Here is a 24,171-nt window from a genome sequence, read left to right as displayed (position 1 = left end):
AGTGAAATTCGAAAAAACCCCAGGCTGGCTGGATTGGTATGAAAATCCTTCGGTGCCGAAGTTTAAGCTGCCCCTTGGCAGCGTTGACGCTCATTGCCACGTCTTTGGACCTGGCGATCAGTTTCCGTATGCACCGCAACGGAAGTACACGCCCTGCGACGCATCAAAGGATCAGTTGTTTGCACTTCGTGAACATCTCGGATTTTCCCGCAATGTGATTGTGCAGGCCACGTGCCATGGTTCCGATAATAGTGCGCTGGTCGACGCGTTGTTGCATTCCGACGGGAAAGCAAGAGGTGTAGCAACTGTACGACGCGATGTGACGGATGAACAACTGGCAGAAATGCACCGCGCCGGTATCCGTGGCGTTCGGTTTAATTTCGTAAAGCGTCTGGTGGACTTCACTCCTAAAGACGAATTAATGGAAATTGCGAGACGTATCGCGCCGCTTGGCTGGCACATCGTCGTCTATTTCGAGGCAGCGGACCTTCCAGAGTTGTGGGATTTCTTTACTGAATTGCCGACGATCGTTGTAGTCGATCACATGGGGCGCCCTGACGTGACGAAGTCCATTGATGGCGACGAGTTCCAACGCTTCATACAGCTGATGGCAGAGCATCAGAACATCTGGTCCAAAGTAAGTTGCCCGGAACGCCTCTCCGACAGCGGGCCAGCTGCGCTTGATGGTGAGGCAGCGGCCTATCGAGATGTGGTGCCGTTCGCCAAGAAGTTGGTAGAGACGTTTCCCGACCGTGTTCTTTGGGGAACAGACTGGCCCCATCCAAACCTTAAGAGCCATATGCCAGACGACGGCCTTCTTGTCGACTTTATTCCGCATATAGCTACGACCGGTGAGCTGCAGCGCAAGCTGCTTGTTGAGAATCCGATGCGCCTATATTGGCCGGACGAGGCTTGACGATCGAGGAATTTGGAGTTCGGTTATTGACGGGTCGTTGGAAATGGGAGATGCGCAGACTGTATTGTTTGTGTATCTCTCGAAAGTTTTGATGCGAAGCAATTTTATTGGCGAGATCATCGAAATTGGACCTTAAACTACCATTGTCAGACTACGATTGGCATCGTGTCTCCCATCTGTTCGAAAATCACTCGCTTCGATGGTTTGGTCGACGCCATTACAGTGCGCGTGAAATGCTTAACGCGATTCTGTGGGTAATTCTGCATAACGAAAGGTGGAGCAGGTTGCCGCGTCCCTATGGTCGGTGGCTACTATGCTATGCGACGTGGCTACGATGGAGGCGCCACGGCATTATGAGTGCCATCGTGATCATATATGACTTGGAAGAGATCGTGCGCGTCCGTCAAACAATGCGAATCAGATTCTAGGAGGAAATATGAGTATTAAAACCGCTCTGGTTGGAGCCGGTGCCTTTGGCGTAAAGCATCTCGATGCCATCCGTGAGATCGATGACGTCGACGTGGTATCTCTGGTCGGTCGGGATCTGGAAAAGACGAAGAAAGTTGCTCAGCGATACGAAATCAATCACGTTACGACGGATCTGGATGAAGTTCTGAGTCGCAGGGATGTGGACGCAGTGATTCTTTGTACGCCCACGCAGATGCATGCGAAGCAAGCAATTGCATGCCTGAGCGCGGGGAAGCATGTGCAAGTGGAGATACCTTTGGCCGACAGTCTTTCCGATGCGCGGAAAGTCGTGGACTTACAAAAGAAGACCGGTCTTGTGGCAATGTGTGGCCACACACGTCGGTTCAATCCGAGTCACCAATGGGTTCGCCACCGAATCAGCACGGGCGAACTCGTGATCCAGCAGATGGACGTGCAGACATACTTTTTTAGGCGGAAGAATATCAACGCATTGGGCGAACCCCGTAGTTGGACTGATCATTTGCTCTGGCATCACGCAGCCCATACAGTCGATCTGTTTTCGTACCAGACAGGCGGTTCAATCGTAAAGGCCAACGCTGTCCAGGGCCCCATTCACCCGGACCTTGGAATCGCGATGGATATGAGTGTCCAACTCAAGAGCAGCACGGGCGCAATCTGCACGCTGTCTCTCAGCTTCAACAACGACGGCCCCTTAGGCACGTTCTTCCGCTACATCGGCGACACGGGTACATACATCGCACGGTATGACGATCTTGTCACGGGAAATGGGGAAGTAATTGACTTGAGCGACGTAGACGTTTCGATGAATGGGATCGAACTGCAGGATCGCGAGTTCTTTTCGGCAATTCGAGAGGGACGCGAGCCCAATGCCAGCGTGGGCCAAGTCCTGCCGTGCTACGAGGTGTTGCAGTCGCTGGCTGATACATTAATCTGAATCCGTCTGCACCAGACAGAATCTGCCGCCTGCTGACATGCAGGCGGCGACGCATCACGTGGCGAGAGTCACCTTGCGGATGCGGTCAGCGAGTTCCGATGCTTCGATTGCTTCGGGAAAGTGTGCAAGGTAGTCGCCGTTGACGTCTAGTAGATAGGTAAGGGCCGTGTGAGGAACCGTGTAGCCATCCGGTTCGTCCGGAGCCTTCGCCTTCTGCGCGTAGACCCGAAAAGCTTTTTTTATGGCATTTACTTGCTCGATGTCCCCCGTTAAGCCGGTAAAGCGAGGGAATCGGTCGGCGAGGAACGCTTTCATAACTTCTGGTGTATCTCGCTCGGGATCGACGCTAACGTACAACGGTTGAATGCTGTTCGCGAGATCGCCCAGTGAATCCAAAGCAGACGAGATCCGGGTGAGTGCGCGTGGGCAGACCACGCGACAATTTGTAAAGCCGAAGAAGAATAAGGTGAATTTCCCTATGTACGTGGATTGAGAGACACATTGACCGTTGTGGTCGATTAAGTCGAAATTTCCACCAACTGGCTGATTCGAGAGTGCTTGAGAATTCATGTGAGGCGATACAAAGAAGTCGTGGGTGTGGAGCCGCCAAAAAGTGGAAGCGCAATTAAGGTGGTTGCGTCCTATTTTTTTGATAACCAGTCGACGGTTAGCGTCATAAGCCTATTCACCGGCATCTCGATCATCAGGGAGTGATCCGCCCGATAGAGCTTCACATCGTGCCCGCCATAGCTGGAAACTGCGTCGTCTGTTCCAGCTGCGAGCGGATGTCCGTCGACCTTCAATGTCCAATCGCCACGCCCCCAGCAGTTTCCGACCGCCAATTGGGGCGTCACTGACTTCCCTCGAATGGGGCCAATCGTCAAGGTAAGCCGTTGGCGCTCTCGATCGAACCAGGCCTGCCGGACATCAATTTCTGCTGTCATGCCAACAAGAGCCGGCGAGCTGAAGTGCTCGTCGTCGAGAGGTGATTCGTAGAGTGTTTTCAGGCCGTTCGGTACGTTAAGTCGAGCGTAACCTATGAGAACGTTGCCGGTATGAGGATCCATCGCAACTGGATTGCCATCGGAATCGAATGCATCGTCACGTCTCGGATAGTAACGCCCCCCCTTGTCCCAGTGGGGGTCTAGGAAGCGATCGGCATACGCAAGCAATCGCTCGAGCGTTGACGTGTCGCCAATCTCGGAGGCACATACTGCCGCCCAACCAAGGTCACGCGCGGATGCGGGGGCGAGTGCGTCGCCTGAAAGCGCCTTTGCGGGTCGAATCGCGAGCGTACCGCCCGGTCCGTCTACAGCCCAACGAGCGAGGTGCTTCGGGTAATGTTGCTTAACGAAGTCGGAGTTCCACGCGTGCATAAGGGCGGCCACCCAAAAATCGGTCCACGGTGCGCCGTCGGGCGTGATCACGCGCCGCTCGTGCTCTTGAACCATCATGTTGTAATGCCCAAATTCATTGAGCACGCCAAAGTCAGACCACGCGGTAAGATAGCCTTTCGTAACTTCATCGGCCAAATCGCCACCGTAAACCAAGTCGTGAAATCGAAACCCGAGAATCGGAATTTGGTTGCAAATCTGAAATACGCAATTTGGCTCACATGCAATACCTAGATAGCCGCGTTCGACCATGCTCCAGTAGATATGCTGGTTCAGAGATTTCTCATTATATTTAAAGTGTTTTCCGCCCAAGCTCCAGAAAAGCGGATTGATGGAGAATGTCAACGCATCAGGCTGTGCGTATCTCGAGTCGCGGAAGAGATAGTGGTAAAGCAGGGCCATCGATTGAACGTAGCCACTATACATAATATTGTCTGTCTCGACCGGATCCCATAGTGCCGGCCGCTCGCCCAGCGAGCGATTGAAGGGGCCATTGCCGGTACTAACGTAGTGCCAATACACCCAAACATCCGGCGACAACATTTTTTGCATTAAAGCTTCGTATGGTGCACGGAAAACCACCGGTGCAGCCGGTAAACGATGCACGTGGGTCAACGCAAGCGCGTACGCCATGTATGCGAGTTGGAAGCGCAATGAGCCGAAGTCTTCCTGAAGCGTTGTACGGCCCATCATGCCGGACCAATCGTCAGGTAAGCGGGCGGCCAGATTCAGCATGTGGCGGAGATGCCCGGCTTGAATATCGTCGAGGATGGGCGCTTCTGTCACCGCCGCTCCATTGCCCGCCGCTCTGCCACGTGCGCTATTTTTTGCTTGCATTGTCTCCGGATTCCTTGTGTGCGATCGCACCCTCGACTTGACGGGGGCGCGCCAATCGTGAGATTCTTTAAGTAAACGCGTTTATTTACTATAGATTGCCGGGTCACGTCGCGTCAAGTGCTGTGAGGCGCCGACGGCGTTTGCGCTTGCGGGCGCTGCCGATGTGGGGGGAATGGAACGTCGGCCACCCTAGTGACAGCGACCGCCGGGGGCTCTGCGCCCCCTATGCACGGCGCTCGGGGAAGAAACGGGCCCTGATCGGCAACCGATGATGCTTGCCGCGTAGCCCCGGGGCTGCATGCGATGGATGTGGAGATCGATGCGGTATCCGCGACGACCGTGGTTGCCTTGTCAAGAGTTGCGATTGCTTATCTGACGACGACCCACGTGTCGTTCTGTGGGAACCAGGAGCGTCTCGCCTCAGTCGATTCGGAGCGTGAACGATCGCGCTTGCTCATTCGGGCTGCGGCGTCCCGTCGCTCACGCAAAGCTGTGTCGAACGCCGCGCAGTTCACATGTGGAGCAGTGGGGATTTGGGGGAGGGGGGCGCATCGGATGCTCGTCTGCGCCACTTGGGCAGGGTGGCCTCCGGAGAGGTACCGTGAGAATCATGCCGTTGTTGGGCGCAATTCACATTCTTGCTAGATAGGGATGTTGGCAAGCCAGCGAATTGACGATTGACTACTGCGCGCCAAGCCAACTGTCCACGAGTGCGTCGATGGCATTCTCAGCCATCTGGTACGGCTCCGACCAAGCCATGGTAGGAGTGCCGCGCGGAAAGGACACAATGCCGTAAGTCGTGGCAATCAACGTGTCAGCAGCGAGGCGGCTTGCAATCGGCGGATGCGCGCCCGCTTCGAATAGTGCGTCCACGGCATTGTAATAGACGTTCAGCGCGCGATTCACCGTTGGTGACTGTCCGTACGGCTCTTCGTCCGACGCGTTACCAAGCTTGCTCATCCGCGAAAACAGCACATCGAATTCATCTAAATGTGCGAGCCAGTGCTTGACCGACCACTTTGCAAGCTTGCGTACACGCTCTTCTGGGTCTCTAGTGCGGCTAGCTACTTGCTCAAGCTTCTCGGCGAACTCGTTGAGATCGAGCTCACGAATGGCAAGCATGAGCGCCTGGTAGTCAGGGAAGTACTGATAAATCGACGCGGGCGAATATCCGGCCTCCTGCGCAATGCGCCTTAACGAAACCTTTGAGGGTTGTTCGTTGGCAAAGAGCCGCCGCCCGGCGTCGATGAACGCCTGTCGTACCAGAGCCTTGCCCTCAGGCGTTTTTGCTCTGCTCAGGTCACCGGGAGAAGTGCGTTTGCTCAAGGTCGTGATATGTCGTCGCGGGGGATCGAAGTATACCGCCTCATCGGACGCTACGTCGCTCCTCGATGTGGACCAAAAGGCCGCCCGGGGAATACCCTCATGCCGCGTTCCTTGACACCAAAACTCGCTACCCCTACGCTAAGTGAACGTGTTTAATTACATGATTTCGTGGTGCAAGGGTTGGTGGATGCGCAGCGTTGAATTCGATGCGCATTCAGAACGCATCCCTGTCTGGACGTGTTGACGGACCGCCGGCGCGTGCTCGTTAGGATGCGACAAAGGCCACGAATCTTAGAGGCAAAAGTGCGGACTGGACAGGTGCGTTGATACAGGAGGGGGGATGACTTGCTGTGCGCTGGCTTTGCTATTACTCGAGGCACGTCGCATGGACGTCTCTACGGCGTCGCCGACGCTGGATCCGGGAGCGGGAGAGGTTGGCGCCGGCGAGGCCTCCGATGGGTCGCAGCATCTCGGTCAACGGCGATGGGATGGTGGTGACATGCCACAGAGCGGCTGGCTCGAATATGAGCGTTGAATCGATCGCCCTGTTGCCATTGTGAACGAGCGGCTGATTCGAGTCGCGAGCAAATAATCCCCCTCTGAGAATTTCACTATCGTTTCGATGCGACTCGCGCGTCTCGCTTGACGACGTATCGGAATTCAATATTTGCGAGAACAGGAGACGGCAAGATGAAGGCATTAACGATGACGATCGACGGCGCGGCGGTCACAGCTGTTGATTCGAAGGGTGTGATCAATCCCGCCACTGAGGGCGAAATCTGCCGCGTGCCGATTGCCTCGCGCCTGCATCTGGAGGAAGCTGTAGCGGCGGCCAAACATGCCTTCCCCGATTGGTCCGCGACCTCCGTTGATGTTCGCGCTGCACTTGTAAACGAACTCGGAAAGAAAATTCAGGAAAACTTCGACGATTTCGTTACGCTGCTTTGCACTGAACAAGGGAAGAGCCGCGACGCGGCTGAATGGGAAATCAACGGGTGCGTCTACTGGTGCCACGAGATCGCGAAACAGCGGCTCGATGAAGAGATTCGTGAATCCGAAAACGGCGAGCAGATTCTGACGCGTCATACGCCGATCGGCGTCGTGGGTGCAATCACTCCATGGAATTTTCCGCTTCTGCTCGCGATCTGGAAGGTGGCGCCGGCTCTGGTTGCTGGAAACACGATGGTTCTCAAGCCTTCTCCCTACACGCCGCTCTGTACGCTCTGGTTCGGCGAACTTGCCCGCGACGTGCTTCCCCGTGGCGTATTGAATGTGCTCTCGGGAGACAACGATCTTGGGCAATGGATGACTGAGCATCCGGACATTGGAAAGATCTCGTTTACTGGGTCGACGGCGACGGGAAAGCAGGTAATGCGCAGCGCGGCGAGTAACCTCAAACGCTTGACGCTCGAACTCGGCGGTAACGATCCAGCAATCGTGCTTCCTGACGTCGACCCGAAGCAAATCGCGAAGGATCTCTTTTGGACCTGCTTTGCCAACAGTGCGCAATTCTGTGTTGCGTGCAAACGGCTCTACGTGCATGAAGAAATTTATGATTCCGTGGCCGCCGAACTGGTGGCTTATGCGAAGACTGTCAAGGTCGGCGATGCGTCTGAAGAGGGGGTGAAACTCGGACCGCTGCAAAATAAGATGCAATACGACAAGGTTCGCAATCTTTTGGAAGATTCAGCGTCTCAAGGGCATTCATTCTTGCTTGGCGGGGCCGTCGAACGTACCCCTGGCTATTTCATCCCTGTCACGATTATCGACAACCCGCCTGAGGACGCCCGTTGTGTATCGGAAGAAGCATTCGGACCGATTCTGCCGATGATGAAGTGGCGCGATGCCGATGATGTTGTCGAGCGCGCGAACCGCACGAGCTACGGTCTTGCAGCATCGGTGTGGGGGCGTGATCTGCATACGGCGCAAACAATTGCGGACCGTCTCGAGGCTGGCACCGTCTGGATCAATCAATCCCACGTTTTCTCCCCGCATATTCCCTTTGGCGGACATAAGCAATCCGGACTTGGAATTGAGAATTCGCTTCATGGTCTCGCGGAATACACGAACATGCAAACCATTCGACGAGTTTCTTCGAAAGTGTAAGGTCATTGTCCGTTGAGGGAGAAGTGCCGTGGTTTTGACGGTAGCAGAGTTTATTTCGGAATCCGCAAAGAAGTACGGAGAGAAAACGGCACTGATCTTTGAGGATCAGAGCTATTCGTTCGAACGGCTGGATGCCCTTTCGACAGTGCTGGCTAGTCGTCTTGAGCGATTCGGGTTATGCAAGGGTGATCGAGTCTCAATCTATGCCCCAAATTGTGCGGAATGGGTGATTTCGTACTACGCAATAGCGAAGGTTGGCGGAGTTGTTAATCCTCTGAACCTTATGCTTACACCGGCTGAGGCGGCGTTTGCGGTGGAGGACTGCGGTGCACGCTTCGTCATTGGCACCGGCGACCGTATTGCGGGCCTCTATGCGGCCCTTCCCGAAGACAGCAAGGTGGAACTTGCCATCGCATTCGGGGAAGACATCCCATTCTGGGCACAAGATTTTGATTCGATCCTTCTTGAGGACGTCGATAGAAATTATCGTCCCGCATATGTTGATGCAAGCGATAGCTGGGCCATCTGCTATACATCGGGGACTACCGGTCATCCGAAAGGTGCGGTACTCACGCACGAATCGGTAGTTGCCAATACAGGTATGACGGCCACAATGCACATGCGGTCCGCACTCGATACCGTCGTGAGCGCGCTGCCGTGTTCGCATGTCTATGGAAACATCGTGTTGAATTCGGCCGTTGCTTGCGGAATGACGTTGGTGCTCCACAAGACATTCGACGCAACAGCAATACTGGAAAGCATTCAGCGTTATCGGGCCACCCTCTTCGAGGGTGTGCCGACGATGTACATGTATTTGCTGAATTATCCGGACCTGGACAAGTTTGACGTGTCGTCGCTAACGCGTTGTACGGTGGGTGGCCAGACAATGCCGGCGGTAAAGCTTCAAGAAGTCGAGCGGCGATTCGGTTGTCCTCTTATCGAGCTATGGGGAATGACAGAAATTGGTGGTCTCGGAGCTACGCATACCGTGTACGGGCCGCGTCGAATCGGTTCAATCGGGATCCCGCTTCCGCATGTTCTTGTGCGTATCGCATCGCAGACGGACCCAGAGATCATGCTTTCATCAGGCGAAGTGGGCGAACTACAGATTCGCGGCCCGATCGTGATGAAGGAATATCTCGGAAAGCCAGAAGCAACCACTCAGACGATCCTTGAAGGGGGGTGGTTGCGGACTGGTGACGTAGCATACATTGATGACGACGGCTTCATTTTCGTTGTTGATCGTCTGAAGGACATGATTATTACTGCAGGCTTCAATATCTACCCAGCCGAACTGGAACGCGTGATTGCTGCTTATGAAGGCGTGGCGATGGTGGCGGTAGGCAGCGTGCCGGATGTGGAAAAAGGTGAACTTGCGAAAGCCTATATCGTGCCAAAGCAAGGCGTAGCCCTTGATCTGAGCGATATTGAAAAACACTGCCGTGAGAACTTGGCTGCATACAAGGTCCCAAGGGCATTCCAGATTGTCGACGATCTTCCAAAGACCAGCACCGGGAAGGTAATGCGAAGGATGTTACGAGCGGCTTTTGAAGCCTCTTGAATACGACAGTGCGCTAGGCCGATGGCCAACACGAATCGTAACTTGTTACTTTGGAGAAGGACATGCGGACAATCAAGGCAGCAGTGGTGAGGGAAAAGTCGGCACCGTTTCGCGTCGAAAACATCGAATTGGACGACCCGCGAGAAAACGAGGTCTTAGTAAAGATCTTGGGCGCGGGTGTGTGCCACACAGACATCGTTGTGCGTGACCAGTACTTTCCGACGCCCCTTCCGGCAGTGCTCGGTCATGAGGGGGCAGGCATTGTCGAAAAGGTAGGCAAGAGCGTCACAAAGGTCGCACCAGGTGATCATGTTGTATTGACATACGCCAGTTGCGGTACTTGCACCAATTGCCGGAAGGGGATGTATGGATACTGTTCCGAACTGTATGCGCGGAACTTCTCAGGCACTAGACCAGACGGATCTTCGCCCTGCTGCCTCGCGCACGGTGGCAAACTGAGCGGGTTTTTCTTTGCGCAATCTTCCTTCGCCGAGTACGCGCTCGCCACCGAGCACAACGTTGTCAAGGTTCGAAACGATGTGCCGATTGAGATCATGGGTCCGCTGGGATGTGGTATCCAGACCGGCGCCGGCGCAGTGATCAACGCATTGAAACCTGGGGCGGGAAGCAGCATCGTAATTTTTGGAGCCGGATCCGTCGGCCTCGCAGCCGTAATGGCCGCTCGCGTGGTCGGATGTACAACTATTATCGCGGTCGATCTTAATCCGGACCGGCTCGCTTTGGCAGAAAAGTTTGGCGCTACGCATCTGATCGATGGCGCACAAGGCGACACCGTTTCGCAGATAACTGCGATTACTCAGGGCGAGGGAGTCCAGTATTCTCTCGAATGCACGGGAATTCCAAAGGTTCTTCGTCAAGCGGTCGACTGCCTACGTCTTACAGGCGTGTGCGGTGTCGTTGGCGTCGCGCCGCTAGGTACTGAAGTCTCGCTTGACATCAATAGCATTCTCTTTGGGCGGTCGGTCAGAGGAATTATCGAAGGCGACAGTGTGCCGGACGTTTTTATTCCTCAATTGATTGAGCTCTGGCGTCAAGGAAGGTTCCCGTTCGACCAACTCATCACCAAATATTCACTGGACCAGATTAACGAGGCTGTCATCGCCTCGGAGCGTGGAGAGGTCTTGAAGGCCATCGTCACACCCTAGGTGTCTGAAGGAGTAAGTGGACCGGAAGTAAATATAACAATCATCTCGTAGGAGCAATGTAATAATGATGTTGGTTAGGAGAACTGTAGGAGGCACGTTTGCTCACCCTGTAAAGGTTGGGGCTGCAGCTCTTCTGCTCGGAATCGCCAATATGTCGTTTGCACAGTCAAGTGTCACCCTGTACGGTGTCGTCGATACGGGAATCGAGTTCATTAACCACGTTGGCGCTACTGGCCAGAAGGTTTGGCGAATGCCAACCCTAACCGGCAGTTTCCCATCACGCTGGGGTCTTTTGGGTGCAGAAGACATCGGCGGTGGAAACAAAGTGGTGTTTACCCTCGAAAGTGGCTTCGCACCTTCTCAAGGGTCATTGAACCAGGGCGGGAGACTATTTGGCAGACAGGCGTTCGTCGGTCTATCGTCTAACCGTTGGGGTACGCTGACTCTTGGTCGCCAGTACACGATGTCATATTGGGTGTTCGCAGGCGCCGATGTCATGGGGCCTAGCGCGTACACGGTTGGCGTGTTTGATCCCTATCTTGCAAACGCGCGAGTGGATAACGCAGTTGCTTATCGTGTGAAATTTAGCGGATTTGATTTCGGTGCCACATACAGCTTCGGGCGGGACAGTGTGGCGCCGCCTGGCGGGGCCAATTGCGGTGGTCGTGCTCCCACTGATAGTAACGCTTGCCGAGACTACTCGTTTATGCTGCGCTACGACACGGATACCTGGGGCGTCTCTACCTCGTACGAGCGAATTTTTGGCGGCCCTACCGCGACCGCCGGTCTGTCTTCAAGCCATTTGCACGATTCCCGTGCAACTTTGAACGCATATGGATCGATTGGGAATCTTACAATCGGTGGCGGCGCCGTCCGTCGAATCAATGACGGTAATCCTGTTAATCGTCAAAGTGACTTGCTGTACATCGGAGCAAGTTATTTGATAACGCCCGCTGTGCGTTTCGTAGTACAAGGCGGAAAGCTTTCATACAAAAGCAGCGACGACACTTCGGAAGTGGTTGCGGCACGTATTAGTTACTCTATTTCGAAACTCACGTCGGTTTATCTTATGGGCGGTCACGTCTGGAATCATGGATTGGCGAAGGTGCCTGTGAGCGGTAGTAGCCCGATAGGAGCGGATCCGGCGCCGGGTGAGGGGCAGAGTGGTTTCATGGTCGGAATTAGGCATAACTTTTAACTGCATCACATAATAGAGGTGCATAAATTCGAGTCGCGATGTATTTCGTTGCGGCTCGATGCGGATTAAAGATTAATTTTAGATTCGTAGTCGTTTGATTTAAGATTTCAAATGGGTTGAGGTTGAAGTGGCGATATGTCGATTGCTATCATATTCTGAATCATATCCATTGTAGGGGCCGGTACACCAAATGATGATTTTTCCGTGGGATTTCTTGGGAGCGGAGCTGATGGGTGAGTCTCATCTGATTGGCATTGCATTGTTGATCTACAAATTTTTTTCCGAAAAACGAAAGTAACACAATAGTCAAATAACACGCTATGGAATTCGACGACATCCGAGTCTTTGTTGCGATAGTGGATGCAGGCAGCTTCACTTTAGCTGCAGATCAACTCAAGATGTCGAAGCAATATGTCAGTCGAAGAACGGTGGCGCTTGAGGCTGCACTTGGCGTGCGCCTACTCCATCGTAACACCCGCAAGCTTGCCGTGACGGAATCGGGCCGTGAGTTCTACTCGCGTGCACAGCGCATTCTTACGGAGGTCGAAGACGCTGAACTGGCTATGTCCATTCGTCGGACAGAGCTTCATGGGTCGTTGAGGATAAGTGTGCCACTTTCGGTCGGCATCACATATCTCTCACCGTTAGTTTCGGCATTTCTCTCGATACATCCCGGCGTTCGGATTCAGATTGATTTCAGCGACAGACGCGTAGACCCGATTGGTGAGGGATTCGATCTTATGTTACGCCTAGGGGCGCTGGAGGACTCAACGCTAGTGGCGCGTAACCTTGGGCATTCGCGCATGATTGCATGTTGCAGTCCAACATATATACGTGAGAGAGGGACCCCATCAACGCCATTAGATCTGCACGATCACGTATGTTTGCTCGACGGTCAGGAGTGGCGTGGTAATTGGAAGTTTGAGATCGATGGCGTGTGTCAAACAATAGTTGTACATGGTCCGCTCGTGGCGAATCATGGTGAGGTCGTGCGAGATGCAGCAGTTGCCGGTCTTGGCGTAGCGTTGCTACCAGATTTTGTTGTGATGCCGGCAATTGAAAGCGGGTTACTTGTTCCCGTTCTTGAAACATTTGCTCCACCGCCGATAGGCCTCAGTGCAATATTTCCTAGGCATCGTGAGGCATTTGTAACATTGCGCACATTCATCAATTTCATCGCAGACAGGCTTATTCAGGATGTCACGGTGCCAATCCACTTGACTAAATCGTAATCTTCGGTGGATGGTATTCGTAATAAAAATATACTGTTTTTTTGCGGAATGCGAGGCGCTCCAGATTAAGCTAGCTAATGTTGAGTGCCTCAATATGGGCTAAGTGCGCAAGTCGGAAAGTGGTCGTGGATTTGGCATGTATTCCAATCCATGTATGTCCCCAAGATAATGCGAAGCACCCCCTAAAAGATGGAACTTTGGCAACTCAAATGTTTTGTTACCGTCGCTGATGAGCTCCATTTTGCACGAGCAGGAAGTCGTCTCGGAGTCGCGCAGGCGACCGTTTCACGTGCAATCCAAGCGCTGGAAGCGGAAATTTGTGCGCTATTGTTTGTTCGCGATACCCGAAATGTCGAGCTAACTCGCGCCGGACGCGCATTCGTCGAGGAAGCGAAAGCAATCTTAGTGAGGACAGAAGCAAGTGTGCGCATTGTCCAACGTGCAGCGGAAGGAAGAATTGGTTCGATAAATGTTGGTTTCGATGGAGCATCAGCGTTGGCGTTCTTCCCCGACGCCGCAGGCCAGTTTCAACGTCTATACCCGGAAATGGATATCGACCTTATAGAACTTCCAACCAGCAAACAGATTGACGGGCTTAAGACGGGTCGGATTGATGTTGGGCTCTTGATCGGTGCCGTCGAGGATGTGGACCTGGACACGCGAGTTATATGCAGTGAGACGCTGCATGTAGCCATGTCGCATCACCATAAGCTCGCGAACCAAGCAGCGGTGACTGTTGAGGACATCGCCAACGAGCGACTCCTCGGCGCAGCTATGGGCGGCGCAGGCGAAATTGATCTAAAGGTTTCGGAGCTGCTGAGTCGGCATCGCACAGATTCCGCTATTCACGTGAGTGACTCGTACTTGAGAATCGAGTTCGCTCGGGCGGGGCTGGGACTTTGCATCGTACCGCGTTCGTTTGTCGATAGGGCATGCGATCGCGTTGTATATCGACCTTTGCAGCCTCAAAGTTCTATTGACATCTCTATCGCCATAGACAAAAGGAGTTCACGGGACACGGTCGTTTCGCGCTTCGTCGACCTTGTGTGGCGGAATGGTCAGGGTGACATAACTACATTGGCAGATTGATGCGGTACCGCGTTAGACCACGTCTCGAGCGCTCGCTGCAAACGTGACTTGTGCGATCGGCACGGTTGTGCATCGATGCTACTGGTATAGAGGGCGCCGACATGTCTTGGCGCAGTGCTGAAAACGATTGATGCCACAAGCAGAAGTTGCGCGCATTGGCATGACTCGCGTGGAAAGGATCGGAGAGCCTTGCCGGCACCATGAGAGCTTACGGATGATGGCCTCAGGTCATGTTATAGAGCTTGGGGATAGAAACGTACTCGAATAAAATCGGGCGGTTGGTTGGCATTGTCAACCGCAGTGAGACATTAAATAATGATTGTAAATATTGGCGCTTCGCAGAAGATGGGTAGACTGTAATCATTTGACACAGTGATTGATGAAGGTAACAAGAAATCTTCGCTGAGAGCCATAGACAAAAAGGATGGGGCGAAGCTGAAATTGCAATTCTACTGCCATTTGACGATGCCGATAATAAAGTGTATGAATATAGAGCAGTATAAAGATGGAATTTTACTCGTCGTGCGTTTTTTGCTGATGATCCTGTTTGTACTGTTTGGTTGGCAAAAAGCGGTGGGTCTTCCAGAGACAGTGCAGTACATGGCGTCGACAGGTGTCCCGCTCCCGCCGCTTTTTGCGGTTGTCGCTGTGCTCGGTGAACTTTTTGGCGGCGTCCTCATTGTTCTGGGATTCTATACGCGTCCGGTAGCGTTCATCTTTGCAGTTTATGTCCTCTTGGCTGCATTGATTGGGCACCGTTACTGGTCACTTACTGGGATGGCTCGGTATATGGCTATGGTTAATTTTTATAAAAATTTGAGCATCTCCGGTGGAATGATGTTGCTTGTAGTAATCGGGCCGGGAAAATTTTCTCTTGATAAAGAGTAAACAACGAACGAGTTTCTGATGACCTTAAGATGAATTGCTTGGAGTGAAAATCAAGGTGTTGCTTTGACGTGGAGGTGGGTGCTGGTCGAATGCAAATGCTACGATGCAGATTTTGTGTATCCAGGCGAATGCGCTCCAATGGCTATTTAAGTACGATTTGTGGTAATTTGATCGGGGGCGGTATGATTGGTGCTGTGATTGTTGAATTTTGGATGGTGATGTGTGAGATTGCTTTTTCGTTTTTTTGTGTGTGTGATGAATTGGGATGATGGGTGATCATATTATATGAGGGGGCCGTGAATTTATAATGCAGATGGCCATGACAAAATTGAATGGTCTGATTGTTAGGCCATTCAGGCCTTTGCCCACGCTTATCGCCCTGTAGCGTGGGATTTTTTTCAATTGAAGGCGTTGTAAGTTGGTCGGAAATGAGTTGCAGATCACGTGCCTTAGCACGCTCACGACTGGCATATGTCGCTTCGATTTTCAGACTTTGCGGCGAGTCAGCGCAATGTTGTTCGATGAAATCGAACATTTTGCTTTGCTGCGTCGAACAGCATTGGCATCGGAGGGGGGCATAATACTATTCATCGTCCCAGACCGTAACGTCAACGCGGAGTAGATTATGTCGAAATTTCTTGAGAGTTGCCGGCATGATCCTTACTGTGGCGCTACCGTCGAATCGAACACGGACGAAGGCGCCAGCATAACGCCGCTGAGCGCCGGCCAGCGAACCGCAAAATTTCTCGGGGCCGTATCGCCGAAGTTGCCTCGCAACTTGCTCCGAGCATCTCGATTGTCGGACGCTATCCTGACCACGGCGTAACGTGCGCATGTCCAAACACAGGAGCCACGCCATGAGCGATACCATTTCCTTCATTGTTCACCTCCCGGGTAAGCCTGAGGCGCGTGAGGAGCTTTACTCAAGCCTCGTGAAGGTGCTTGACGAAATGTCGAAGGAACCGGATTTCGTGAACACGTATCTTCATCGGTCTGCCGACGATCCCGACACGCTGGTCCTTTACGAAACGTGGGAATGCAGTGCGCAGTACTTCATGGACTATCATCTGACAAGATCCTACCGCGTCGACTATGAGGGCAAGCTCAATAGCCTGTTGAAGGCTGACCGCAAGTTCGAATGGCTCGAGCCGATTCGAGGTTTCGAGCGTAGGGCTAAGTAGGTCGATCGAGCTTCGATACTATGAAAATGTATCTTCTTTCAGTGGCAACGGGCGTACTCGTTGGCGTGATATATGGCCTTTTCGGCGTACGTTCGCCGGCACCACCGGTGGTCGCGTTAATTGGATTGCTCGGGATACTTCTGGGTGAACAAAGCGTGCCGATTGCAAGGCGAGTGATTTCAGGCGAGCTTGTTACTAATTTTGTGTTTCGAACGCAGAATACGAGCGGGCCGGACGAACGTATCGTCAGGAATCCGAAATTTGAAACTCGATGGGTGCAGGTGGCTAGATATAGCGGTGAGGACAATCGCACCAGCGAAGATAAATAAACGTAGTTGGCGGGACACAGTCATTCAGAAATTTTATGTAACGCTTGCGTGGTGCGTGGTGCGTGGTGCGTGGTGCCATCGCTAGTTTTCAGCATCGGGTCGACGTGAATGACAGATTTGGTCTGCACGTCGCGACTTGTGGCGCCGTAGGGGCCGGGGTGTGGCGTGGCACCAAGAGTGGTGCTGTTCGTTCGTCACTACCGTACTTTGTAGCCATCTTTATCACGGGAGTTCATCATGGAATCACGTCTTTCGGGAAAGATTGCGTTCATCACTGGTGGCGCACGCGGTATCGGATCCGCTGTTGTCCGCCGTCTGGCCAGTGAGGGTGCCGCCGTGGCCTTCACCTATCAGAGCTCGGGTGTGGAGGCAAGGGAACTAGCGGATAGCATTGAGAAAAGCGGTGGCCGGGCGCTTGCACTGCAAGCGGATGTTGCTGATGCGTCTGCGCTTACTGCTGCAATCAGTGAAGCAGCGCGCGTTCTGGGCAAGATCGATATCCTGATCAACAACGCAGGTGTGCTACTGATGGGTACCGTCGATAGCTTTTCGCTGGAAGATTTTGACAAGACTCTGGCGGTGAATGTCCGCTCAGTCTTTGTTGGCGCAAAAGCGGTATTGCCTTACATGGGGCAGGGCGGCCGAATCATCAACATAGGCAGTTGTAACGCCGAACGTATGCCATTTCCGGGCGGTAGCGCATATGCAATGAGCAAGTCGGCTCTGCAGGGCCTGGTTCAAGGCCTCGCCCGTGACTTGGGGCCCAAGGGCATCACTGTGAACAATGTTCAGCCCGGCCCGGTCAACACTGACATGAATCCGGAAACGGGCGAGTTCGCGGACGCCCTGCACAACCTCATGGCTGTGCAGCGCCACGCGACGGCCGATGAGATTGCAGGTATGGTCGCCTATGTGGCCAGCCCTGAGGCCGCGTTCGTAACGGGCGCGAGTTTGACTATTGACGGCGGATTCACCGCTTGAGAATGTTGCGTCGTCGAAGTTGTCCCAATTGGGGTGGCGACTGGTGTCGCAAGGGTAGTGTCGATTCCTTGTCGAAGGCCGTGTCGCCACCCTCATCACTGTCGCCATCTGCTTTAGCCATCTCATCCTGAATAATCCGGTTGTCGGATCATTCAGCGACGAGGCTCGAAAACTGCGCTAGCCCGATGGCACTGTCTATTCCGCGCGGCCTGAGGTCCTTGGCCTTCCGGTCAGCGCGGGATAGAGAGCGCGAAAGCGATGAAAGCCACCATGCGATGATATGTTGGTCGCCCAACGTCGCTGCGCGATCGTGCTTACCTATTTGGATACGCATCGAGCACCAGGTGCGGCTACAATTCGGGCGTATTCTTCTCGCCGCAAGCCATGATTATGAGCGATCTTCCGTATCTCGATCACGCCGCGCTATTGGAATTGACGGTCCTGTCGCCGACTGCATCACAGTCGTGTACCTGCACGAAGACGTCGCTTGAGGGCTGGATGAGTCTGCCGCTATCACTTCCATTGACTCAATTGGAGGATCTTGCGACTCTTGTAGCGCCAGGCGAACATGAACCCACCTTCAGCGAATATCATCCGGCCGGTACGCGTTACTGGTCAGTCGACGCGCCGATTGCAGCTCGCTATTTTCCGTATAACCGGTGCGTCGTGAGCAGATGTCGCCTATGTGGCCGGATGTATCTCCGCTATCAGGAAGGTGGCGGGTACTTCGTCGATCAGCGGATCCGATTGTTGAATCCGGAGCTCATCGTAGAATCCGGCGACTAAATTTGTATTCTTTGTCGGTGATGTTCGGTCAGAAAGCCCCCAATTGAGAATCCGGTAAATGTGTGGCAACCGATTGCCACCTTGTGCGTTATATCGACAGGCATCATGTCGAGGGGAACCGCATGGGAACGAAGCGGGATCTGCAGGCTTTGGAAAGGCGACGCATCGAGGGCGCACGGCTGCTCAAGCGCGGTGTGCCACAGGCCGAGGTGGCGCGGCGCTTGGGTGTGTCGAGGCAATCGGTCAACATATGGGCAAAGCAATTGGCCGAACTCGATGGAGCGGTCGGTAAGCTCAAGGCCAAACCGCTGGGTCGGCCGAAGTGGCTGGATGCCGCACAGTCCCGAGTGCTTTGCGCGATGCTCGCCAAGGGTGCACTGGCGGCGGGCTTTCCCACGGAGCTCTGGACTGTCAAACGCGTGCGCGTCCTGATCGAGCGGGAATTCGGCGTCACGTACAGCAATAGCGGTGGCTGGGAGTTATTGCACAAGCTCGGCTTCACGCCGCAAAAGCTGGAGAAATGCGCGCTGCAACGCGACGAGCAGGCCATCGTGACATGGAAGCGAGAGAGCTGGCCTGCACTCAAAAATAAGCTCGCTGCGAAGGATGTCTGATCGTCTTGATCGACGAAACCGGGCTGTCCGAGAAATGCCCAGTTACCCGCACCAGCGAGCACAGAGGACAGACGCCGGTGACCCAGCAAAGCTTTACGTGGAAGCAGATGTCGGAATCGCCAGCCAGCGCCTGCGCTGCCGGCTTGTTCTCTTCGGATACTTCGAGTTCGACATCAAAATCCATGGCTTGCCCCATATGTGAGCGGCCAGTATAGCGATGTCAACCACGGCATCGGTCGGACGCTTACGGATTGTCTTGGTGGTACTTCTATTTCCGCTTCTTCACCGGCGCCGTCAGGAGCGAACAGAACATTGGATTCCTGTCAGTGTGCTCAGACAACAGATGGGCCAGCCGCTGCTGATCACTGGGATGGCGCGGGTATCCATAAGAGCAGGCTCGTGCGTTCCTGGCTCGACGTGCAGGAAGGTCGGGTCGCCATCGCATTTCTGCCTCCCTATGCGCCGGAACTGAATTCGGTCGAAGCCATCTGGGGCTGCCTGAAGAAGCATGAGACTGCCAACCGGTGCCCCACGCATCTGGCCGAGGTAAGCGAGCTCGCGCGCCGACGGCTGAGGTCGATACAGCATCGCATGAAACTAATTCGAGCTTTCTGGCAGCAGGCTGAACCGGATCTCTAACATGTCAGTTATTTACCGAATTCTCAATAAGCCGAGGCTTGCCTCCGCCCGACTTGGAGGCAGTCAGGAGTGCTGGTCGTGAGCGTCCATCGTGGTTGAATCAAATGAGCCGTAGGCCCCTGGGGCGGAGCGGGCTAGTGATAGAGCAGTTCAGCCCCGAACGCTCGGTCAGAATCTGGTGCCTTTCTAGAAGCGACAGCCCCCCAATCCAGATGTTCAGCGGCACTCGCGAAACTGGATGGTGAGGGTGGCGCTGCGTCGAGGGCTATTCCAGTTTTATCACAGCACCATGCTCAGCATCACCGTCGCAGCGTACAAGTGACGCCGACGTATGATTCTTGAACCAGTCGTTAATATGCTCGATGTTAGGGTAATTAAACCAAATCTTGCTCGCCCTGGAGGTTTCGCAGTCGAGCATTCTATCGAGGCTGCTAACGTGCGGATGGTCGTGCTTGGTACCGTTGGATGACGCCAGGTAGTTGTTTGCTGGCGCAGACTCTAGGAACCGCTTGCTTACATTTGAAGAACTTCCGTGGTGTGGGAGCTGAACTAGGTCGAAGACGCCGGATGCTGGCGCGGCGATGCGCTTCAGGCTACTCACGAGTACGCCAGGATGGGCATCAGCGCAAAGGACCACGGTATTCGTGCCGAACTGAAGATGCAGTGCGATAGAGCTACCGTTTGTCGGTGAGCGGTCGTATTGCGTAGTCGAAGCGGGGGAGGGCCGCCGACCAAAGACTTCGCGCCTGGGCTTAGATGCTTCCTCTGCGGCACTCCTTTCCTTCTCACGTTCTGCTTCGACTGCAGCGTCCCACTCACGACACAAGACTTCACATTTTTTCGGGTTGGGAGATAGTATGGTCACAGTCAAGCCATCAATCGTGACCGATGGCAGTGCGCCGGTGTCATCAACCGAAACGACTTCGCCGGCAAATGACTTGTTCCAGCCAGGATGCGTTGCCAATCGCTCTTGTAGGGCTATTCCTTCCTTGAAGCCAAACTTCTCAGTCGGCGGTTTCGCAAGCTGATCGCGTCCGTTGAACCAAATTTCTTCAAAGAGGTCGAGCGAAACACGCTCCGATTCGACGAGTTCATGTAACCCGCCGATATGGTCAAGGTCAATGTGAGAAATAACGAGGAGTTTGACCTTTCGGCCAGCTTCTCGCAGCAGGTCGAGTCTTCTGCAAAGAGCGTCCGTTGAACCTGGGGGGCCAGTATCAACGACCGCGACTGACGGGGAAGATTCGTCACCCCACTCGATCCAAAGGGAGTCGCCGTAGAGCGCCGGTAGCGCGGTAACACTAAACATGTTGCCTCGAAATGTGAGCGGTGTTGAACCTTGGGTAGCATCTAGCTCGCACAGTGCATGCACGCTAGCTGCAATTCAATTTGTACGTCGACGATGCGCTCAATCGCAACGTTGGGCAAGGACGTATGCATGCAACCAGGTACGTCCTTGCCAGTGCAGTGCGGCGACACGTCGAATGTAGCGACGTTGAACCGTCGCATATGTCGTTGACGAGCAGCAGCGCATGTGTAGTCACCACAATTCTATCGATGTAAAAGCTTGAGTGATATCAACGCGGCCGCTCAACCATGAGAAGAGCTTTTCTGCTTGAGTCAACTGTTGATATGTTTTCTCATCCTTGTGCACTACGTCGTCGTCTATTGACGCGACTAGCCGCGCGAACACCTCGGACAACAGTGGGAGACCGAAACGCATGGCGGGCCAGCCTTTGTGCAGACTGCCGGACACGATTTCTAGCGCCTGTTCTTCCCGCTTCACTCGGTCGCGGAGGGGTGCATTGGCATCCAGTCCAGTCCATGCGCGACGAACCAAAATTGCCGCTTTGATGATGGACGGGTCTGGCAAGTCTGGTAACGCATTCTGAAGTTCGTCTAGCCAATCCAACGCACCGAGAAATCGCTCGTCGGTTTCGTTCCAGCGTGGCATCAGGTAAGCGCAGGCGAGCGAAAACAATGGTGCTCTCGCCAGATTGTTCAAACGCTTGCGGCTGTTTGACGCAATCTGCTTGGCTGCACGAATGTCCCCCGAGCATTGGTAACGCAGCAGGGCGTCTAAGGCCTCATCCTCTGGGGACAGCAATGGTCGTGCGAGATTCCCCTTTTTGGATATACCATATAGATGAACCTTCTCAGGGCTTTTGACATCCCTGTCCACCCGATAGCTCAATCTCGAGAGCTTGTCGCCCTCCACTAGAAGCAGGTAGCTTCGTCGGATATTCGATGCCACAAACGTTGCAGGCAGCTCTCCACTTGTGAGAGCAACAGCGGCGTGTGGCCGGGATTTATAAGGGCCAATGCTAATCCCTGCAACAGTTCCACAGTATGCGGTCGCCAGTTCGTGAACTGTCATGTCGGTGCGCGACAAGCTTGCCAGCAGATTGCAGTCGCTTGCGAGCGCAATGTTAATCGCGCGTCCTGCCGTGGCAACGGGCGACAAGAGTTCTGATGCCGGTTCACTGACAAACGGCCGAAAATGGAGAAATTCACCCACTTCAGTGTTGACGCTTTTTGTCGGTACCTTTTGCTTCTCAAGCGAGTGAATCTGGACTTTGGGCAGCCTTGCTTCGACCTTCACATTGGAAAGAATGGGGGACGCAACGCCGCGCTTTTCATCGACGCGAACTTGCGCCCGCCCATACAAACCGTACCCCAAACGCATTACTACTTCGTACTGCCCGGGAGTCAGGCTAAGTCGAGACGGCACCGAGCCATCAGGAGACAGGTTGATGACCAAGTTTTGCCCGGAAATTGGCTTACCGTCGACGTCGACGCCTCGGACGTCGGCAATTACTTGGCGCTTTCGGGACCCCGTGCGAAATCCAAAGGGTGATTTATATTTGAATGAGACGTTTACTGGCATTCTACGTTCACCTCGGTGTGCGGTGGTTGAACATTCGCCCAGTTTGTACCTTTGCTCCGTCGTAGGTCCATCGCAGGCGAAACCTTAAACGTATAGCCACCAATTGGCAGCACTATAGCCAAGTCCCGCCCATTGAACGTTTCTGTCGCCTTCAAATGGCCTCGTGGCCCCTTGAGTTGTGGGCTTTGCCACACTCTCAGGATCGAATTGTCCGCCTTCTCGGCCGGCCGGCAGCGCACGTGGACATGAACCTCTGGCGTTTCCGGTTCATGAATCGAGAAGTTTTCTGCCATTTTTTGGCCTGCTGGGCGTTGGTCCTCGTCCGGCGCCATCAGCCTCATGGCGCGAGCGATGCCATTCAGCAGGGAAATTGCCCCAACGTGCCATTTGCCATTGTCGTAGTGACATGCCAGTCCCTTAACTGCCGTGAGAAAACACTGCATGAACAGGCTCGGTTGCCCTGGATCGCCGCCGGCCTGTTGGCCGAGACGCGTAGCAAAAAGTTGTGCCTGTTCAGGAGTGTTGTCGGTTGGCTTTAGCTTGAGAATTGGCCGCCCCTTGTCGAGGTGACCGCGTAAGGTTTCATCCTGTGGCGTGCGGCATGTATCGATAAGAAAAAGTTGGGATTGCGCCTTACAGCTCTCGAGACCTCGAACGATACCTTCGAAATCGACGAGGTCCACTTCTGGCGTTTCCTCATCACTGCCGTAGTCTGACGCGAGGAGCTTAGCTTTGTCGCCCTCCGCAAAGCCGTGCCCGCAAAAATAGAGAATCAGTTGATTGCCCTCGTGGCTGTCACCGCGATCACGCCATCTTCTGACGGCATCCGTGATGTTTTCGAGCGTGGGAACGCGCGAGACGTCGTCGTTATGGATGAACGGGTCACCAGAGATCAAGACCTCTAGCGAATGCAGGTGGGTAACTGAAGAGCGGTGGTTATTGAGCAACCAGGTTGACATCGCTTTCGCGGACTCAACGGGCGATGTAAGCGAATTGAAGTCTTTGGTGTGCGTGTATTCGCCGACGCCAATGACCAGTGCGTGAAGACCCGGCCCCCCGACTCTTGCGGCTTCAGTTGTGATGACGCCCATATTTTTTACTATCCCGATTGTGGTGGCTACCTCGCATGCAGCGCGACGCCATGTGCCCTTCGTGTGGTGGCAGATCGTTTTGTTACGGACTGTTTCGATAGAAGGTGTGATTTTAACCTAGGTTCCAATACCTTGAGCCGCGTACTGCCTTGTTGCGCCATCGTCAAGAAGGCTGTGAGCGAGTGGCTCCTATCGTCGAGATTTCATGCTGCCCGTGTGGCGAAACGGGCGAATTCTCCATTCGAAGGGCCGGCCCGGGTTCGAGCGGAGGAAAATTGAGAAAGGATAATTTCGCACTACTAGTGACATGATCTGCTGCTGCCAGCCTTCCTTTCGTGGGAGAGGAGGAAATCGTTATGGATTACGGTTGTAACGGACTTCAGTCGGCGCACCAACGCAACCAGGAGGATCGTATGGAGACGCCCGGCATGCATTCAGGGGGGGCATTCGAAAAGACAACCTCTTGTGCTGATGCGGCGTCTCTTTTCTGCATTACGTTACCCGTTAAACGAATTTAGGCGCATAATTTGTGTATTCGCTAGGGTCCGGATTGGTCGGACGCGCGA

At 54.0% G+C, this 24,171-nt stretch carries 24 protein-coding genes; 16 read left to right on the top strand and 8 right to left on the bottom strand.

Features of this window, described 5'->3' with window-relative positions; genetic code table 11:
• Position 1 precedes the first annotated feature (1 nt).
• The 3 genes from ACV22Z_RS34060 to ACV22Z_RS34050 all read left to right on the top strand — a co-directional run bounded on the left by ACV22Z_RS34060 (position 2) and on the right by ACV22Z_RS34050 (position 2,300).
• Entirely contained in the window at positions 2-916 is a 915-nt protein-coding gene (locus tag ACV22Z_RS34060; RefSeq protein WP_448080643.1) for an amidohydrolase family protein, read from the top strand.
• 107 nt (positions 917-1,023) lie between these two features.
• Entirely contained in the window at positions 1,024-1,344 is a 321-nt protein-coding gene (locus ACV22Z_RS34055) for a transposase (protein WP_448080642.1), read from the top strand.
• A gap of 8 nt (positions 1,345-1,352) precedes the next feature.
• Entirely contained in the window at positions 1,353-2,300 is a 948-nt protein-coding gene (locus tag ACV22Z_RS34050) for a Gfo/Idh/MocA family oxidoreductase (protein WP_448080641.1), read from the top strand.
• 54 nt (positions 2,301-2,354) lie between these two features.
• Here the strand turns inward: ACV22Z_RS34050 and ACV22Z_RS34045 are convergent, their stop codons facing one another.
• From ACV22Z_RS34045 to ACV22Z_RS34035, 3 genes are all read right to left on the bottom strand, one after another.
• Positions 2,355-2,870 carry an SCO family protein gene (locus ACV22Z_RS34045; RefSeq protein WP_448080640.1) on the bottom strand — a complete coding sequence of 172 codons (516 nt, stop codon included), beginning with the start codon at positions 2,868-2,870 and terminating at the stop codon, positions 2,355-2,357.
• Between the two features lie 71 nt (positions 2,871-2,941).
• Positions 2,942-4,531 carry a linalool dehydratase/isomerase domain-containing protein gene (locus tag ACV22Z_RS34040; RefSeq protein ID WP_448080639.1) on the bottom strand — a complete coding sequence of 530 codons (1,590 nt, stop codon included), beginning with the start codon at positions 4,529-4,531 and terminating at the stop codon, positions 2,942-2,944.
• 681 nt (positions 4,532-5,212) lie between these two features.
• Positions 5,213-5,857 (bottom strand): TetR/AcrR family transcriptional regulator, encoded by a 645-nt coding sequence (locus ACV22Z_RS34035; protein WP_448080638.1) that lies wholly within the window; start codon positions 5,855-5,857, stop codon positions 5,213-5,215.
• Positions 5,858-6,547: 690 nt separating this feature from the next.
• Between ACV22Z_RS34035 and ACV22Z_RS34030 the strand changes: the two genes are divergently transcribed.
• The 7 genes from ACV22Z_RS34030 to ACV22Z_RS34000 all read left to right on the top strand — a co-directional run bounded on the left by ACV22Z_RS34030 (position 6,548) and on the right by ACV22Z_RS34000 (position 15,097).
• On the top strand, positions 6,548-7,963 hold the full coding sequence (locus tag ACV22Z_RS34030) for an aldehyde dehydrogenase family protein (protein ID WP_448080637.1): 1,416 nt from the start codon (positions 6,548-6,550) through the stop codon (positions 7,961-7,963).
• A 28-nt stretch (positions 7,964-7,991) separates the two neighbouring features.
• Entirely contained in the window at positions 7,992-9,524 is a 1,533-nt protein-coding gene (locus ACV22Z_RS34025) for a class I adenylate-forming enzyme family protein (protein ID WP_448080636.1), read from the top strand.
• Positions 9,525-9,586: 62 nt separating this feature from the next.
• Entirely contained in the window at positions 9,587-10,690 is a 1,104-nt protein-coding gene (locus tag ACV22Z_RS34020) for an NAD(P)-dependent alcohol dehydrogenase (RefSeq protein ID WP_448080635.1), read from the top strand.
• A 67-nt stretch (positions 10,691-10,757) separates the two neighbouring features.
• Complete coding sequence (locus ACV22Z_RS34015; protein WP_448080657.1) at positions 10,758-11,888, top strand: porin; 1,131 nt, start codon at positions 10,758-10,760, stop codon at positions 11,886-11,888.
• A gap of 320 nt (positions 11,889-12,208) precedes the next feature.
• On the top strand, positions 12,209-13,120 hold the full coding sequence (locus tag ACV22Z_RS34010) for a LysR substrate-binding domain-containing protein (protein WP_448080634.1): 912 nt from the start codon (positions 12,209-12,211) through the stop codon (positions 13,118-13,120).
• A gap of 189 nt (positions 13,121-13,309) precedes the next feature.
• The gene (locus ACV22Z_RS34005) at positions 13,310-14,209 is read left to right on the top strand and encodes a LysR family transcriptional regulator (protein WP_448080633.1); all 900 of its coding nucleotides are present in this window, start codon (positions 13,310-13,312) and stop codon (positions 14,207-14,209) included.
• 483 nt (positions 14,210-14,692) lie between these two features.
• Positions 14,693-15,097, top strand: a complete 405-nt coding sequence (locus ACV22Z_RS34000; protein ID WP_448080632.1) for a DoxX family protein — start codon at positions 14,693-14,695, stop codon at positions 15,095-15,097.
• Between the two features lie 142 nt (positions 15,098-15,239).
• On the opposite strand, the gene ACV22Z_RS33995 is transcribed toward ACV22Z_RS34000, so the two are convergent.
• Positions 15,240-15,632: a hypothetical protein gene (locus ACV22Z_RS33995; protein WP_448080631.1), complete on the bottom strand. Its 393-nt coding sequence runs from the start codon at positions 15,630-15,632 to the stop codon at positions 15,240-15,242.
• A 322-nt stretch (positions 15,633-15,954) separates the two neighbouring features.
• Between ACV22Z_RS33995 and ACV22Z_RS33990 the strand changes: the two genes are divergently transcribed.
• The 5 genes from ACV22Z_RS33990 (at position 15,955) to ACV22Z_RS33970 (ending at position 18,988) form a co-directional block, all read left to right on the top strand.
• Positions 15,955-16,278, top strand: a complete 324-nt coding sequence (locus ACV22Z_RS33990) for a putative quinol monooxygenase (RefSeq protein ID WP_448080630.1) — start codon at positions 15,955-15,957, stop codon at positions 16,276-16,278.
• 20 nt (positions 16,279-16,298) lie between these two features.
• Entirely contained in the window at positions 16,299-16,607 is a 309-nt protein-coding gene (locus tag ACV22Z_RS33985; RefSeq protein WP_448080629.1) for a DUF1427 family protein, read from the top strand.
• Between the two features lie 237 nt (positions 16,608-16,844).
• Entirely contained in the window at positions 16,845-17,588 is a 744-nt protein-coding gene (locus tag ACV22Z_RS33980) for an SDR family oxidoreductase (protein ID WP_448080628.1), read from the top strand.
• A 390-nt stretch (positions 17,589-17,978) separates the two neighbouring features.
• Positions 17,979-18,374 (top strand): hypothetical protein, encoded by a 396-nt coding sequence (locus ACV22Z_RS33975; protein ID WP_448080656.1) that lies wholly within the window; start codon positions 17,979-17,981, stop codon positions 18,372-18,374.
• 122 nt (positions 18,375-18,496) lie between these two features.
• On the top strand, positions 18,497-18,988 hold the full coding sequence (locus ACV22Z_RS33970) for a winged helix-turn-helix domain-containing protein (protein WP_448080627.1): 492 nt from the start codon (positions 18,497-18,499) through the stop codon (positions 18,986-18,988).
• Here the strand turns inward: ACV22Z_RS33970 and ACV22Z_RS33965 are convergent.
• The gene (locus ACV22Z_RS33965; RefSeq protein WP_448080626.1) at positions 18,957-19,172 is read right to left on the bottom strand and encodes a hypothetical protein; all 216 of its coding nucleotides are present in this window, start codon (positions 19,170-19,172) and stop codon (positions 18,957-18,959) included. The genes ACV22Z_RS33970 and ACV22Z_RS33965 overlap by 32 nt on opposite strands.
• A gap of 14 nt (positions 19,173-19,186) precedes the next feature.
• Here ACV22Z_RS33965 and ACV22Z_RS33960 point away from each other — a divergent pair, with 14 nt between their 5' ends.
• Positions 19,187-19,627 carry a transposase gene (locus ACV22Z_RS33960; protein ID WP_448080625.1) on the top strand — a complete coding sequence of 147 codons (441 nt, stop codon included), beginning with the start codon at positions 19,187-19,189 and terminating at the stop codon, positions 19,625-19,627.
• A gap of 265 nt (positions 19,628-19,892) precedes the next feature.
• Here ACV22Z_RS33960 and ACV22Z_RS33955 read toward each other — a convergent pair whose 3' ends face one another.
• The 3 genes from ACV22Z_RS33955 to ACV22Z_RS33945 form a co-directional block, all read right to left on the bottom strand.
• Positions 19,893-20,936, bottom strand: a complete 1,044-nt coding sequence (locus tag ACV22Z_RS33955) for a ComEC/Rec2 family competence protein (protein WP_448080624.1) — start codon at positions 20,934-20,936, stop codon at positions 19,893-19,895.
• Between the two features lie 231 nt (positions 20,937-21,167).
• Positions 21,168-22,514: a hypothetical protein gene (locus ACV22Z_RS33950; protein WP_448080623.1), complete on the bottom strand. Its 1,347-nt coding sequence runs from the start codon at positions 22,512-22,514 to the stop codon at positions 21,168-21,170.
• A complete protein-coding gene (locus tag ACV22Z_RS33945) occupies positions 22,505-23,605 on the bottom strand; it encodes a caspase family protein (RefSeq protein ID WP_448080622.1) in 1,101 nt (366 codons plus the stop codon). The genes ACV22Z_RS33950 and ACV22Z_RS33945 overlap by 10 nt, the downstream gene beginning before the upstream one ends.
• Positions 23,606-24,171: the final 566 nt, after the last annotated feature.

The sequence above is a fragment of the Burkholderia sp. PU8-34 genome (genome assembly GCF_053427725.1).
The sequence above is the reverse complement of the archived record's forward strand: the minus strand, read 5'-3'. Positions and strand labels throughout refer to the sequence as shown.